The 15476-nt window shown below is 39.0% G+C and carries 10 protein-coding genes and 1 other annotated feature; of the genes, 9 read left to right on the top strand and 1 reads right to left on the bottom strand.

Annotated features, from left to right (window positions below; translation table 11 throughout):
• Nucleotides 1–134: 134 nt before the first annotated feature.
• From secDF to dtd, 6 genes are all read left to right on the top strand, one after another.
• Nucleotides 135–2399 carry a protein translocase subunit SecDF gene (gene secDF / locus FA727_RS11120; RefSeq protein WP_136830946.1) on the top strand — a complete coding sequence of 755 codons (2265 nt, stop codon included), beginning with the start codon at nt 135–137 and terminating at the stop codon, nt 2397–2399.
• A 106-nt stretch (nt 2400–2505) separates the two neighbouring features.
• The gene (locus FA727_RS11115) at nt 2506–3402 is read left to right on the top strand and encodes a cation diffusion facilitator family transporter (protein WP_136830945.1); all 897 of its coding nucleotides are present in this window, start codon (nt 2506–2508) and stop codon (nt 3400–3402) included.
• Nucleotides 3403–3520: 118 nt separating this feature from the next.
• A complete protein-coding gene (gene recJ, locus FA727_RS11110) occupies nt 3521–5881 on the top strand; it encodes a single-stranded-DNA-specific exonuclease RecJ (protein WP_136830944.1) in 2361 nt (786 codons plus the stop codon).
• On the top strand, nt 5872–6384 hold the full coding sequence (locus tag FA727_RS11105; protein ID WP_136830943.1) for an adenine phosphoribosyltransferase: 513 nt from the start codon (nt 5872–5874) through the stop codon (nt 6382–6384). Before recJ ends, FA727_RS11105 begins: the two co-directional genes overlap by 10 nt.
• A 404-nt stretch (nt 6385–6788) precedes the next feature.
• A complete protein-coding gene (locus FA727_RS11100; RefSeq protein ID WP_136830942.1) occupies nt 6789–8984 on the top strand; it encodes a RelA/SpoT family protein in 2196 nt (731 codons plus the stop codon).
• A gap of 345 nt (nt 8985–9329) precedes the next feature.
• Nucleotides 9330–9770 carry a D-aminoacyl-tRNA deacylase gene (dtd, locus tag FA727_RS11095; protein ID WP_136830941.1) on the top strand — a complete coding sequence of 147 codons (441 nt, stop codon included), beginning with the start codon at nt 9330–9332 and terminating at the stop codon, nt 9768–9770.
• Nucleotides 9771–9910: 140 nt separating this feature from the next.
• Here the strand turns inward: dtd and FA727_RS11090 are convergent, their stop codons facing one another.
• The gene (locus FA727_RS11090; protein ID WP_136830940.1) at nt 9911–11644 is read right to left on the bottom strand and encodes an N-acetylmuramoyl-L-alanine amidase family protein; all 1734 of its coding nucleotides are present in this window, start codon (nt 11642–11644) and stop codon (nt 9911–9913) included.
• A gap of 202 nt (nt 11645–11846) precedes the next feature.
• Here FA727_RS11090 and FA727_RS24400 point away from each other — a divergent pair, with 202 nt between their 5' ends.
• The 3 genes from FA727_RS24400 (at nt 11847) to aspS (ending at nt 15447) form a co-directional block, all read left to right on the top strand.
• Nucleotides 11847–12023, top strand: coding sequence for a hypothetical protein (locus FA727_RS24400; RefSeq protein ID WP_170209257.1), 177 nt, complete (start codon nt 11847–11849; stop codon nt 12021–12023).
• Between the two features lie 58 nt (nt 12024–12081).
• Nucleotides 12082–12326: a binding site (T-box leader), on the top strand.
• 69 nt (nt 12327–12395) lie between these two features.
• Nucleotides 12396–13667: a histidine--tRNA ligase gene (hisS, locus tag FA727_RS11085; RefSeq protein ID WP_136830939.1), complete on the top strand. Its 1272-nt coding sequence runs from the start codon at nt 12396–12398 to the stop codon at nt 13665–13667.
• Nucleotides 13668–13680: 13 nt separating this feature from the next.
• Nucleotides 13681–15447: an aspartate--tRNA ligase gene (gene aspS, locus FA727_RS11080; protein WP_136830938.1), complete on the top strand. Its 1767-nt coding sequence runs from the start codon at nt 13681–13683 to the stop codon at nt 15445–15447.
• The last annotated feature ends 29 nt before the right edge of the window (nt 15448–15476 follow it).

Here is a 15476-nt window from a genome sequence, read left to right as displayed (position 1 = left end):
AACGACCCGAATGAAAATTGACACTTGTTTGAAACTGTTTCATAATTACAATATTGACTTTTGCTAATTTGGTAGTAAAACCCAGAGTTTCTAACTGACGTTTTTTGCTTAACCGTAAGGAGGATATCTACATAATGGTAAAACGTGGTAGAATCGTTGCTTTTTTTCTATTTTTGATAATCGCTATTGGAATATTTGGAGCAACGACAAAAAATATTGTTGGCAATATTAAACTTGGACTTGATCTTCAGGGTGGCTTTGAAGTTTTATATGAAGTAAGCCCTGCTGAAAAAGGACAAAAAATTACTGACAAAGTACTAGCTAGTACTGCTGACGCGTTGGATCGACGTGTTAACGAATTAGGGGTTAGTGAACCTAATATTCAAATTGAAGGTACGGACCGTATCAGGGTTCAGCTTGCTGGTGTACAAGATCAAAATGAAGCTAGAGAAATGCTTTCAACGGAAGCAAATCTATCTTTCCGTGATGCCAATGATCGTCTTTTAATGGACGGATCAGATTTAAAGGAAGATGGAGCAAAACAAACCTTTGATGAAAATGGAAAGCCGAGTATTTCATTAGAATTAAAAAGTGCTAATAAGTTCAAAGAAGTTACTGAAGAAGTTTTAAATATGGCGCCTAATAACGTTTTAGTTATTTGGTTAGATTTTGAGGAAGGTAAGGATTCCTATAATGAAGAAATAACAAAAGAGAATCCTAAATTCTTATCTGCGCCAACTGTAAGTCAAATTTTCAACCAAGATAATGTTTCAATTGTAGGGAATTTCACATTAGAAGAGGCTACTAATTTATCCTCTCTCTTAAATGCAGGGGCATTACCTGTTAAGCTTGACGAAAAATACTCCATGTCTGTAGGAGCAAAATTCGGTGAGCAAGCGATGGAAAAGACAGTTATTGCTGGGATTATCGGAGTAATTGCCATTTTCTTATTCATGATGTTCTATTATCGTTTCCCAGGAATTATTGCAACGATCACGCTAACAGTATATTGCTATATTACTCTGCTTATTTTTGATTGGATGAATGTTGTATTGACGTTGCCTGGTATTGCCGCGTTAATTCTCGGGGTTGGTATGGCGGTTGATGCGAATATCATCACGTATGAAAGAATTCGAGAAGAGTTAAGGGTAGGAAAGTCTGTTAAAGCAGCTTTCAAAGCAGGGAATGAGAGTTCCTTGTCTACTGTAACAGATGCAAACTTAACAACTCTTTTAGCTGGTGTAGTATTGTTTTACTTTGGCCAAAGCTCTGTTAAAGGATTTGCAACAAGCTTAATCATTAGTATTCTCGTGAGTTTTATCACCAATGTATACTTATCAAGATGGCTATTAAGTCTATGGGTTAACAGCGATGCACTCGCAAATAAACCAAGCTGGTTTGGGGTTAAACCGAGTCAAATACATGATATTGCCGAAGGCGTCGATACATTAGACTTAACTACAAAATTTGATCGTTTCGATTTCGTGAAGAGTCGTAAAAGATTTTTCCGAATCTCAATTATCTTATTTGTTGTGGGTGTAATTGCACTTGGCATCCTTCGTTTGAATCTAGCGATTGATTTTTCACAAGGAACGCGTGTTGAAATTCTTTCGGATTCACCGCTTACGACAGAGACTGTGGCAAGTGAATTTGAAAAAATCGGTTATGAAACTGACGATATAGTCATATCAGGCGAAGATAAAGAAATCGGTGTGGCACGATTTAAAGATGCCCTATCAAAAGATGAAATTGCTGAATTAAAAGCGTCATTTAAAGATACGTTTGGTTCAGAACCGAACGTAAGTAGTGTAACGCCTACTGTAGGAAAAGAAATAGCGAAAAACGCAGTATATGCAATGGTTATTGCAACAATCGGATTAGTTATTTTCGTAACTTTCCGTTTTGAGTTCCATATGGGAGTTGCTGCAATAATTGCTTTATTGTATGCGACATTCTTTATTTTCCCAGTGTTCAGCATAAGTCGTATGGAAGTTGATCTAAACTTCATTGCGGCCGTGCTAACGATTATCGGTTATGCCATCAACGATACGATTGTCACCTTTGACCGTATGCGTGAGAATATGCAAAAGAGAAGAAAAATCAAGTCGTTTGAGGATATTTCGGATATTGCAAACAAGAGTCTTCGACAAACACTTGGTCGTTCCGTTAATACAGTATTAATGGTTACTTTAACAGTTATTGCGCTCATGATTTTCGGAAGTGAGTCCATTCGACCATTCTCAATTGCTTTGTTAGTTGGATTATTAGTTGGTACTTACTCCTCTATCTTTATTGCAGCTCAGTTATGGGTTGAATTCAAGAAAAGAGAACTTAAGAAAAAGGGTGTCATCATTACGTACAAAGAAAAACGTAAGAAGACTGACGAACCACAAGTGTAACTACAACCCTAACCGCAGGAAAATCCTGCGGTTTTCTTTTCTTTGTTTTGAACTTCTTTTTGGGGTACACTAGTTGGGTATGATTTAAAAAGGAGAGAGTTTTTCTGTGCAAAAGGATGAACGCTTTAAAAAAGCGGAATTTGTAGCAATCGTAGGGATTGTGGGAAATCTTATTTTAGCGTTATTGAAGTGGGGAATTGGATTATATGCAAACAGTCGGGCATTAATGGCAGATGCAGTGAATTCAGCTTCTGACGTTGCCGGCTCCCTAGCTGTATTAATCGGTTTAAAGGCAGCAAAACAGCCTCCTGATGAAGATCATCCCTATGGACACGGGAAGGCTGAGTCGATTGCGGCAATTATAGTAGCTGTATTACTTGTATTAGTAGGCTTTCAAATTGGAGAATCGTCGTTTCGTTCTTTCTTTGCGCCGATTGAAGCGCCAAAAACAGTGGCAATATATGCTGTTATTCTTTCAATCGTAGTGAAAGAAGTGATGTTTCGCTATACATATGATCAGGCGAAAAAATTAAAAAGTGATGCCTTAATTGTTACAGCCTATGACCATCGTTCAGACGTCTATTCATCATTTGCAGCGTTAATCGGAATTGGTGCGGCAATTGTCGGCGGTTACTTCCAAATCGAATGGTTGGAATATGCTGATCCAGTTGCGGGTATCGTTGTTTCAATTATGATTTTAAAAATGGCATGGACATTAGGCAAGGAAGCCATTCACAATACCATGGATCATGTTCTACACGATGAAGATACGTTGGAATTAAGAAAGCTAGTCGAGACCGTTCTAGAGGTCAAGAAGATAGATGCGTTGCATGCAAGAGAGCACGGACCTTACGTCATTATTGATTTGAAAATCTCAGTCGATCCCCATATGACTGTTGAAGAAGGTCATTTAGTCGGAAAGGCCGTAAAGAAGAAACTAATGGAAAAAGCACATGTTGAGGACGTGTTTGTTCATATAAATCCGTATAATCCTGAAGATTAATTGAATAAGGCTTACACTTGAAAGCTGCGAGAAAATTCGCAGCTTTTTTTCTTACAATGAATCTTTCTTGAACAGCCATTCACCCTCTAGTATAATAGAACAGTTGAGAGGTGGACGTATGTTAAAACCGAAAACAAGATGGATTTGCGAACCGGTTGACGTTGAAAAAAAAGAAAAGCTTGCAGAGGAATTGAGCATTACACCTCTTGTTGCGTCATTACTGGTTAAGCGTGGAATAGATTCGCCTGAAGATGCGAATTCATTTCTTTTTGAAAAAGAGCTTGAGTTTCATGATCCATTCATCTTATTAGGGATGGATATTGCAGTGTCTCGCATAAAAGAGGCCATTACAAATAATGAACCTATCTTAATTTTTGGCGATTATGATGCAGATGGTGTTACGAGTACCTCTGTTATGATGATTACCCTACGAGAATTAGGTGCAAACGTTCAATATTATATTCCAAATCGCTTTACAGAAGGATATGGACCTAATGAACAAGCCTTTAGATATGCTGCGGATAATGGGGTTCGACTCATTATTACGGTCGATACAGGAATCGCGGCTGTACATGAAGCACAGGTAGCGAAGGAACTAGGGCTGGACTTAATCATTACAGACCATCATGAACCTGGACCAGAATTGCCTGAAGCTATTGCTATAATACATCCAAAGCTTGAAGACAGTCCTTATCCATTTCGAGAATTGGCTGGGGTAGGTGTGGCTTTCAAACTTGCACATGCTTTGCTTGGAAAAGTACCTGAGCACTTATTAGAATTTGCAGCCATTGGTACGATTGCCGACTTGGTCCCCTTAAAAGATGAAAATCGATTGATTGCAAAGCGGGGAATTCGTGCATTACAGAAGTCGGAAAACCATGGTTTAAAAGCATTATTGAAATTAGCAGGAACTGATATATCCACTGCTAATGAAGAAACAATTGGCTTTGCCCTTGGCCCAAGAATCAATGCTGCCGGTCGACTAGATAGTGCTGATATTGCGGTTGAGCTTCTTCTTACAGAAGATGCAAGTGAAGCGGAAACAATTGCTGAGGAAATAGATGCTCTAAATAAAGAAAGACAAGCTATTGTAACTGAAATGGCTGAAGAAGCGATAAAAGAAGTAGAAGAGAATTTTCCAATCGAGGAAAATCCTGTTATTGTTGTCGGGAAAGCTGGTTGGAATGCAGGAGTCATTGGAATTGTTGCTTCGAAATTAGTCGATCGTTTTTATCGACCAGCCATTGTCTTGAGCTATGATGAAGAAAAGGGCTTGGCAAAAGGCTCAGCAAGAAGTATTGCTGGTTTTGATTTATTCCAAAACCTTTCGACTTGTCGAGAGATTTTACCTCATTTTGGTGGGCATCCGATGGCGGCTGGAATGACCTTGAAGATAGAGGATGTTCCACTTCTTCGCAGTCGTTTAAATCAGCTAGCAGGTGAACAGTTAACTGAGGATGATTTTATTCCAGTAACAAAGCTTGATAGTGAAGTTGATTTGCGAGATGTCAATTTAGCTGCTATTGAGGAAATGCAAATGCTTGCTCCGTTTGGAATGCATAATCCAAAACCGAGAGTTTTGATAAAAGAGGCGAACATTGCTCAGATTAAAAAAATTGGTGCGGACCAAAATCATTTGAAGCTCATGCTAGAGGATCAAGGAAATACACTAGATGGTGTTGGTTTCGGTCTTGGGGCGTTAGTTGATGAGGTATCTTCTCATTCTAAGCTAGCAGCCATTGGAGAGTTGGCCATTAACGAATGGAATAATATTCGAAAACCACAAATCTTTCTACAAGATTTAGCGGTTCACGAATGGCAACTGTTTGACTATCGTGGCTTAAAACGAGTGGAGAAGCTTTCAGGACTTGTTTCGAATGGAAAATGGATTCTTTTTAATGAAAAAAATGCTCATAAAGTTGCCAAAGAAGAAATAACTAATGCCGTTTTCATCAATTCCATTGAAGAAGCTAAAGCATTAGAGATTTCAGACCAAAATATCGTGCTTTTGGATTTACCTCCTTCTAAGGAAATTCTTAATGCGTTAATAGAAGGGAAGTCACCAGCTAGAATATATGCCCATTTTCATAGTGAGGAAAGTGATTATTTCTCGACGATGCCAACGCGAGAACATTTCAAATGGTACTATGCATTTTTAACGAAAAAAGCTCCATTTGATTTGAAGAAATATGGTGATGATCTTGCGAAGCATCGTGGGTGGACAAGGGCAACGATTGACTTTATGTCCGAAGTATTTTTAGAATTAGATTTTATCAATCAAAATAATGGATTTATTACCTTAAATCAGGTTAAAAATAAAAAAGATTTATCAGAATCGATCACATACCAACAAAAGCAAGCACATTATGCTCTTGAAGGAGAGTTGTTATATTCATCGGTCGAACAGCTAAAGGAAAAGTTTGACCAAATGATGCACGGGTCGGTTAATAATGAGGAGGCAGTTGAAAAATGGATTTAAAGCAACATGTTGCAATTGTAGATGGATGGCCAAAGCCAGGAATTAAATTTAAGGATATCACTCCTTTGATGAACGATGGAGAAGCGTATCGTTATGCTACAGATAAAATCGTTGAGTATGCACGTGAAAGAGAAATTGATTTAATTGTTGGACCAGAAGCTCGTGGATTTATCATTGGCTGTCCAGTTGCTTATTCTTTAGGAGTAGGTTTTGCTCCTGTTCGTAAGGAAGGCAAGTTACCAAGAGAAACGGTTAAAGTGGAATACGGCCTTGAGTATGGTACGGATATTCTAACTATCCATAAGGATGCAATTAAGCCAGGTCAGCGCGTTCTAATTACAGATGACCTTCTTGCAACAGGCGGTACGATTGAAGCTACAATCAAGCTCGTGGAAGAACTAGGTGGAGTCGTTGCTGGAATTGCCTTTTTAATCGAATTAACGTACTTAGATGGAAAAACAAAGCTAGATGGATATGACGTTTTAACATTAATGCAATATTAATAGGTAGGAAAGCTGTCCCGGTAGGTTGCTCTAGTATCAATTAGTGGACAGCTTTCTCTATTTCTTTTTAGTGGACAAACAGTTGGAATCAGAGGTAATTCTGCCCAATAAACTACCTTTTTAGGACAACCTCTACTAGATTCCTAGTTAATTGCAGGGACACCAAGATTCGTTGTAAAATAGGCGGATTTCGACATATTTCTTATTTTTCTCGAAAAAGAGTGCTCGATCTCTTTACAGATTGGCTTTTTTTTTCGATAATAGTAACAATTATAATTTTTTTAATGAAACAATTGCGGTACTTATTTATCATGTATAGAATTTGAACATTTTTAATATAGACTCAGTAAAAAATCAATTTTTCACAAGCGATTAACAAATACCTCTATAGATAAGGTGATTACATGGCCAATGAACAAGTTTTGACAGCCGAACAGGTCATCGATAGAACAAGGGAATATTTAAATGATGAACATGTCAAGACTGTTCAAAAAGCATATGAATTTGCAAGACATGCTCATCGTGACCAATATAGAAAATCGGGAGAACCGTATATTATCCATCCTATTCAGGTTGCTGGAATCTTAGCCGATCTGCAAATGGACCATGATACGGTTGCAGCTGGTTTTCTCCACGATGTTGTAGAAGATACAGATGTTACGTTCGATGATATCCGTGAAGCTTTTAATGACGAAGTCGCAATGCTCGTTGATGGTGTGACAAAGCTCGGTAAAATTAAGTATAAATCCCATGAAGAACAACAAGCTGAGAATCATCGCAAAATGTTTGTGGCGATGGCACAGGACATTCGGGTCATTTTGATTAAGCTAGCTGACCGTCTTCATAATATGCGTACATTAAAGCACCTGACTGCTGAAAAGCAGAGACGTATTGCTAATGAAACATTAGAAATTTTTGCACCATTGGCACATCGTCTTGGAATTTCGAAGATTAAGTGGGAGCTTGAGGATACGGCATTACGCTATCTAAATCCACAACAATATTACCGCATAGTTAACTTAATGAAGAAGAAGCGTGCAGAACGAGAGCAATATCTAGAAGATGTTATTAAGGAAATGCGGACTGGTTTAGATGAAGTCGCAATTAAGGCAGATATTTCTGGAAGACCAAAGCATATCTATAGCATTTATCGTAAAATGGCTCTTCAAAATAAGCAGTTCAATGAAATCTATGATTTGCTTGCTGTTCGAATTGTTGTTAACAGCATTAAGGATTGTTACGCAGTACTAGGAATCATCCACACTTGCTGGAAGCCGATGCCTGGTCGATTTAAAGACTATATCGCGATGCCTAAGCCAAATATGTATCAGTCCCTTCATACTACGGTCATTGGTCCTAAGGGCGACCCATTAGAAGTTCAGATTCGTACTTCTGAGATGCATCGTATCGCTGAATTCGGGATTGCCGCCCATTGGGCTTATAAAGAAGGAAAAGCAACGAATGAAGGCTCATCTTTAGAGGATAAGCTATCCTGGTTTAGAGAGATTTTAGAATTCCAGGATGATGCAACGAATGCAGAAGAATTCATGGAATCTCTTAAAATTGATCTATTCTCCGACATGGTCTTTATTTTTACACCGAAGGGCGATGTTATAGAGTTACCAGCGGGCTCTGTTCCAATTGATTTTGCTTATCGGGTTCATTCCGAAATCGGAAACAAGACGATTGGAGCAAAAGTGAATGGGAAAATGGTCACCCTTGATTATGAATTAAAAACAGGGGACATTGTTGAAATTCTTACATCAAAGCATTCTTATGGTCCTAGTCAGGATTGGATCAAGATTGCGCAAACGTCACAAGCTAAAAATAAGATTCGCCAATTTTTCAAGAAGCAGCGGAAAGAAGAGAATGTTGAAAAGGGCCGCGAGCTAGTTGAAAAAGAAATTAAAAATATGGAGTTTGACTTAAAAGAAATTTTAACTCCTGATAATATCAAGCGTGTTGCTGAAAAATTCAACTTCTTCAGTGAAGATGATATGTATGCAGCAGTTGGTTATAACGGGATTACAGCTCTTCAGGTGGCTAATCGCTTAACGGAAAAATGGCGTAAGCAAAGAGATCTGGAGCAGGTTACAACGATTGCCAACGCTGTTAGTGAGTTAAAGTCCTTCCCGACGAAAAAGAAACGGGAGTCCGGTGTTCGTGTAACAGGAATAGATAACCTCTTAATCCGACTTTCAAGATGCTGTAGCCCTGTCCCTGGTGATGATATCGTTGGATTTATTACAAAGGGTCGCGGGGTTTCTGTACACCGTGCTGATTGTACAAATATCGATACGGCTGATGCCAAGGCGCGTCTCATTCCGGTTGAATGGGAAACTTCCCTAAATGATCGGAAGGAATACAGTGTAGATATTGAAATATCAGGCTATGATCGTAGAGGATTGCTAAACGAAGTATTGCAGGCGGTTAGTGAAACAAAAACAAATATTTCTGCCGTTACAGGTAAATCCGATCGGAACAAAATGGCAACGATCAGCATGACAATTATGATTGTTAATGTTGCTCATCTACAAAAAGTTGTAGAGCGAATCAAACAAATTCCAGATATATATTCTGTAAGAAGAATAATGAATTGATCTTTCGCTATGGAAGATCTTTCTTTTTTTTAGGCACTCTAATTGTTTATTGTCGATCTTTTGATTTTCGACAGGTGTCCCCACTTAACCGGAGAAACTCCTTTTATTTTGAAAAATGAATGGTTATTAGGTGAAATAGGCGGAGATTTTTCCCTAATTGACCTAAAAAGCCTTAAAATCATGAAAAATCAATAGCTTAACCGGAAAATTTCCGTTTATCTACAGAGAAATAGGTGAATGTCTTGATTTAGCCGGAATTTTTCCACCTATTTTCAATGTAATGCCAGCAGCAGTAGGATTTTTACAAAGATGTTTAAGAGACAGCCTTTATAGAGGAGGATTTTAATGAGAATTGTTGTCCAGCGAAGTAAGGAAGCAAAGGTAACGGTTGATGGTTCTATTATTGGAAAAATTGAAAAAGGTCTAGTCCTTTTGGTGGGAGTCACTCACGGGGATAAAGAAGAGGATGCTGTTTACCTTGCTGACAAGGTCGCTAATCTTCGGATATTTGAGGATGAGGACGATAAAATGAATTTTTCTCTCTTAGATGTGGGGGGAGAGATTTTGTCTGTTTCTCAATTCACGTTATACGGTGATTGTCGAAAAGGCAGAAGACCTAATTTCATGGATGCCGCAAGACCTGAACATGCTGAACAGATCTATGAGGGATTTAATCGTATTTTAAGAGAAAAAGGTATCAAGGTCGAAACGGGTAAGTTTGGCGCGATGATGGACGTGCAGTTAACAAACGATGGCCCTGTGACACTAATTCTAGAGAGTAAATAAAAACGAGAGCTTGAGGGCTCTCGTTTTTTGTTCATGAAGACAACTAACTTCAATAGTGTCCGCATGAACAAAGCCCTCCCAAAAAGGTAATTAGGCACTTTTAGGAGGGCTTCGATATAGTTTTAAAAAGCAATATTGCTCTAATTAAAATAGTTGCTCAATCCTTGCACAATGCCATTGGTGACTTGATCTTGGTATTGGCTAGTTTTTACGAGCATCTCTTCTGTCGGGTTACTTAAGTAACCTAGCTCTAGCAAAATTGCATCCTGTCTGTTCTCACGAATGACATGGTAATTTCCTTGGCGAACACCACGGTCCTTCATTTTGGTCTGTGCAATGGTAGCCTTATGTACAGTCTGCGCTAAATCCTTTTGATAGGAATGATAGTAATAGCTTGTCATCCCTCTCACAGTACGGTCATTAATGCTGTCAAAATGAATACTGATAAACGCATCAGCATTTTGATAATGAGCCATACTTACCCTTGTAGCGAGCGAAACATATTGGTCATTGCTTCTTGTTAATACTACGTTTGCTCCTCGAGCTTTAAGCTTATTATATAAAAGTTGACTCGTTTTTAGTGTAAGCTCCTTTTCAAGAGAACCTTGAGCCCCTATTGTCCCACTATCTCTTCCACCATGACCAGGATCAATCACGATCTTTTGGTTTTTTAAATCAGAGCTACTATTGGTCTTTTCAACCTGAGGAACTCCACTGCTTACTGTAACGATCCAACCAGCAACGAATCCACTCTTACCATTTGCTAATTTTATCTCGTACCAATCATTGTGAATCTTAACAATAGAAAACGTCTGACCTGCATCTGCTCTAGCAATTACACTAGCATTTAAACTTGCACTAGATCGAATATTCGTTCCATTATTGTCAATGGTTAAGGTACTATTTTTGACGGAATCACTACTAGAAGAAGTTGAAGCTGATTTTTCGATATACCAGCTCGCAATCCAGCCCGTTTTTCCAGTCTTATACTCGATTTTAACCCAATTATTTGCTTCTTCTAATATTTTTAAGGATTGACCTTTTGATACATTCCCGACAACTTGCCCACTCAGATCGCCCTTACTCCTAACATTGAGTGAGGTTGCCGTTACTTTTCCCGTTACACCGGCTGTACTAGCGGACGGTGTAGATGGAGTAGATGGAGTAGTGCTAGTAGGTGTAGATTGTGTTGAGACAAATTCACTGCTTACCCAAGCTCGTTGTCCATTAAAAGTAATCTCGACCCAGCCAGTTTTTTCAGAATGAATGGTAACGGCTGTCCCTTTTGCTAGTTTTCCGAGGACCTTGCCATTAAGAGCAGGGGTCGAACGAACGTTTAAGTTGCTAGCGGTCACCTTTCCTGATTTAGTAGCTGCTGCTTGGACTTGATTTGTTTTAACATAATCTTTTGAAATCCAGCCCTTACCAATCTTGGCGTTTATTTTTAGCCAGCTGCCACTTTGCTCAAGAATTTCAACTGTATCGCCTTTGTTTAATGAGCCTACAACTTGATAGCTTGTCCCAGCTCCTGTTCGAACTCTTACATTACTACCTGTTATTGTGCCATTTTGGCTTGTTGCATTCGTCGTTGAAGTCGTCTCCTTTTTCGAAACGAGCCAATTGGCAACCCAACCAGATTTCCCTGAACTTAATTTGATTTGGTACCAGTCACCTTGCTCTTTAACTAAAGTGAACTGTTTATTTTTCTGTACCTTCTCAATTACCTTATAGCTAAGGCCCGGGCCCTCACGTACATTCAAGTCCTCTACAGAAATCGTAATCGTACCTGCAGCGCTTGTCTGCTTTGCTGGGGTTATTACGCCGACAAAAAGTATTAGAGAAAGTAATAGGTATATTTGTTTGGTTTTTAACATTCGTGCCTCCCTTTGTTGCCTGAAAAATTCCATTTACATTTCCAATCTAGTAAATCGATTCCATTATATAAGGAAACAACTCCTATTGGAAGGGATAATTTTCCTGATGTTAAGCCTTTTTGCTCTTTTTCTCATTGGTTATGAAAATTTTTTGCCCCTTTCGGGAAAGAATAATAGTAACAAACATAAAAGGGTGGTAGTGATGAGATTTAGTGATAAAGGGCTGTCGACTCAACAAGGAGAAAATCAATTATTTGGAGTAGACTTTCATGATTTTACTCAAAAAGAACAAAGTTTAAACATGGTCGAATTAGCTTCGGAATTTGGATTAACCGTACGCGATGTTCGAAAGTTGAAGAAACATTTAGAACGCTCGTAAATGCACTTGACAATTGAGTCTTTCGTCCGTAATATTATATAAATAAAGTAAGAGAACATCATAACCGTTGATGGAGCAAAGTAGTTAAGAAACATATGACTAGAGAGGAAATGTCGCAGGCTGAAAGCATTTCTACATAATGACTTAATGAACGAACACTCCGTAGGCTTCACTCTGAAAGAGAGTTTTTCTTTAGTAGGAGAGGAACGTGAACAGGCGTTAACTGTAAAAGTGGAGGAGCGTATATTTTATTACGCCTTCAATTAGGGTGGCACCACGGGAATTCAAACTCTCGTCCCTTGTATATTCATATACAAGAGACGGGAGTTTTTTGTATTTATTCGGAAGAAATTGTTTTCAAGGAGGATTTTCATGTCTATTAGTATTCCAAGGGGAACGCAGGATATTTTACCTGGGGAAGTTGAAAAATGGCAGCTTATCGAAAAAAATGCACGTGAGCTTTGTGAAAAATTTCAATACAAGGAAATTCGTACTCCTATTTTTGAACAAACAGAACTTTTTACAAGAAGTGTAGGGGACACAACAGATATCGTTCAAAAAGAAATGTACACTTTCGAGGACAGAGGTGGAAGAAGCCTTACTCTACGTCCTGAAGGAACTGCTGGAGTTGTTCGCTCATTTGTTGAGAAAAAAATGTTTGGTTATGCCGACCAGCCTGTTAAGCTCTACTACATGGGACAAATGTTCCGTTATGAAAGACCACAAGCAGGACGTTTCCGTCAATTCGTACAGTTTGGGGTAGAAGCTTTAGGTAGTGCTGATCCAGCGATTGATGCAGAAGTCATTTCATTAGCATTCAGTCTCTATCAAAAAATGGGTCTGAAAAAGCTGAAGCTTGTCATCAATAGCTTAGGTGACAAAGAGAGTAGAACAGCGCACCGTGAAGCGCTTATTAATCACTTTAAACCAAGCATTGGCGAATTCTGTGGCGATTGTCAAAATCGTTTAGAAAAGAATCCACTAAGAATTCTTGATTGTAAAAAAGACCGAGATCATGAATTGATGAAGTCTGCTCCTTCGATTCTTGAATTCTTAAATGATGATTCTCGCGCTTATTTTGAAAAGGTTCAAAGCTACTTAACGGCATTAGAAATTCCGTTTGAAGTGGATTCAAACCTTGTACGTGGACTAGATTATTATAATCACACTGCTTTTGAAATCATGAGTGATGCAGAAGGCTTTGGAGCAATTACAACTCTATGTGGGGGAGGACGCTACAACGGCTTGGTAGAAGAAGTTGGCGGACCTGAAACTCCAGGGATTGGATTTGGTCTGAGTATTGAACGCTTAATCGCGGCTCTTGCAGCAGAGAATATTGAACTTCCTCTAAACGAGGGAATCGATGTATATCTTGTTGGTTTAGGAGAAGCGGCACAGGATTATACGGTTGGGTTACTTCACAAGCTTAGACAAGCAGGTTTCTCAGCAGAGCGTGATTATTTGGATCGAAAAATAAAAGCACAATTTAAAGCGGCTGATCGTCTAAATGCCAAATACGTGGCAATCCTTGGGGAAGACGAGTTGAAAGCCAATAAAATCAACGTTAAATCGTTAGCATCAGGCGAGCAAGTTGAATACAGCCTTGATGAGTTCATTGATAAATTTAAGGCTTCATTTGAATAAGGGAGGTTTTTTCGTGTACGGGAGAACATTTTTTTGCGGAGAGGTACCAGAGCAAGCAATTGGTGAACAAGTAACGTTAAAAGGTTGGGTGCAAAAGCGTCGTGACCTAGGTGGACTTATTTTTATCGACCTACGCGACCGTACTGGGATTGTTCAGGTTGTATTTAATCCAGAAGAATCACCAGAAGCACTAGCAGTTGCTGAAAAAATCAGAAACGAATATGTCCTTGATATAAAAGGTACGGTTGTTGCTCGTGAAGCAGGAACCATCAATGAAAATTTAAAGACTGGCAAAATTGAGGTTAAGGCGAAAGAAGTTACAATCATTAACGAAGCGAAGACACCTCCTTTTACTATTACTGATAAAACAGATGCGTCTGAGGATGTTCGTCTAAAGTATCGTTATCTTGATCTAAGACGTCCAGTGATGTTTGAAACGTTTAAAATGCGCCATCAAGTAACGAAAGTCGTTCGTGACTATTTGGATAGTGAAGGCTTCTTAGATATTGAAACACCAATGTTAACGAAGAGTACGCCTGAAGGTGCACGTGATTATCTCGTTCCTAGCCGTGTTCATCCTGGTGAATTCTATGCATTGCCACAATCACCACAGATTTTCAAACAGCTCTTAATGGTCGGTGGAATTGAGCGTTATTATCAAATTGCTCGCTGTTTCCGTGATGAAGATTTACGTGCTGACCGTCAGCCTGAATTTACACAAATCGATATTGAAACAAGCTTCTTAAGTCAAGATGACATCATCGCGATGATGGAAGAAATGATGCAGAAGATGATGAAAGAAGTCAAAGGATTAGAAGTGACAATTCCTTTTGCTCGTATGCCATATGATGAAGCGATGGGACGTTTCGGTTCTGACAAGCCAGATACACGTTTTGGACTAGAACTTGTTGATTTATCAGAGATTGTGAAGGATTCTAGCTTTAAGGTATTCGCAGGTGCAGTTTCTTCAGGTGGTCAAGTAAAGGCGATTAATGTGAAAGGCGCTGCAGCGAACTATTCTCGTAAAGATATTGATGCGTTAACAGAATTCGTTGCCGTTTATGGAGCAAAAGGTCTTGCTTGGTTAAAAGCTGAAGAGGATGGCTTAAAAGGTCCTATTTCTAAATTTATCACTGAAGAAGAAGCAGCTGGAATTAACTCTGCTTTAGAAGTGGAAGCAGGAGACTTATTACTATTTGTAGCAGATAAAAGAAGCGTTGTTGCTGATGCACTTGGAGCCCTTCGTTTGAAGCTTGGAAAAGAGCTTGGACTAATTGATCAAAGCAAGTTCAACTTCCTTTGGGTTACTGACTGGCCATTATTAGAGTACGATGAGGATGCAGGTCGTTATTTTGCTGCTCACCATCCATTTACTATGCCAGTTCGTGAAGACTTACCATTGTTAGATACAAATCCAGGAGAAGTACGTGCACAAGCATACGACTTAGTGCTAAATGGTTATGAGCTTGGCGGAGGTTCCCTACGTATTTTTGAAAAGGACGTTCAAGAAAAAATGTTTGCTGTTCTTGGCTTTACACAAGAGGAAGCAAGAGAGCAATTTGGTTTCTTACTTGAGGCGTTTGAATACGGAACACCTCCACACGGTGGAATTGCATTAGGATTGGATCGTCTTGTGATGCTACTTGCAGGCAGTACGAACCTTCGTGATACAATTGCCTTCCCGAAAACAGCAAGCGCAAGCTGCTTGTTAACAGAAGCACCTGGCGAAGTAAGCGAAGCACAATTAACTGACCTTCATTTAGCTTTGAAATTGAAATAATTAATAGAATTAGGTTAGGCTGATTGAAA

Source organism: Robertmurraya kyonggiensis (genome assembly GCF_005116465.1).
Taxonomy (GTDB): Bacteria; Bacillota; Bacilli; order Bacillales; family Cytobacillaceae; genus Robertmurraya; species Robertmurraya kyonggiensis.
Note: the sequence above shows the minus strand (reverse complement) of the source record. Positions and strands in the feature narration are given on the sequence as shown.

Excerpts from the sequence above, each read along its gene's own strand:
- secDF (WP_136830946.1), top strand. The coding sequence starts at position 135 with ATGGTAAAACGTGGTAGAATCGTTGCTTTTTTTCTATTTTTGATAATC.
- hisS (WP_136830939.1), top strand. The coding sequence starts at position 12,396 with ATGTCTATTAGTATTCCAAGGGGAACGCAGGATATTTTACCTGGGGAA.
- FA727_RS11105 (WP_136830943.1), top strand. The coding sequence starts at position 5,872 with ATGGATTTAAAGCAACATGTTGCAATTGTAGATGGATGGCCAAAGCCA.
- recJ (WP_136830944.1), top strand. The coding sequence starts at position 3,521 with ATGTTAAAACCGAAAACAAGATGGATTTGCGAACCGGTTGACGTTGAA.
- FA727_RS11090 (WP_136830940.1), bottom strand. The coding sequence starts at position 11,644 with ATGTTAAAAACCAAACAAATATACCTATTACTTTCTCTAATACTTTTT.
- FA727_RS24400 (WP_170209257.1), top strand. The coding sequence starts at position 11,847 with ATGAGATTTAGTGATAAAGGGCTGTCGACTCAACAAGGAGAAAATCAA.
- dtd (WP_136830941.1), top strand. The coding sequence starts at position 9,330 with ATGAGAATTGTTGTCCAGCGAAGTAAGGAAGCAAAGGTAACGGTTGAT.
- FA727_RS11100 (WP_136830942.1), top strand. The coding sequence starts at position 6,789 with ATGGCCAATGAACAAGTTTTGACAGCCGAACAGGTCATCGATAGAACA.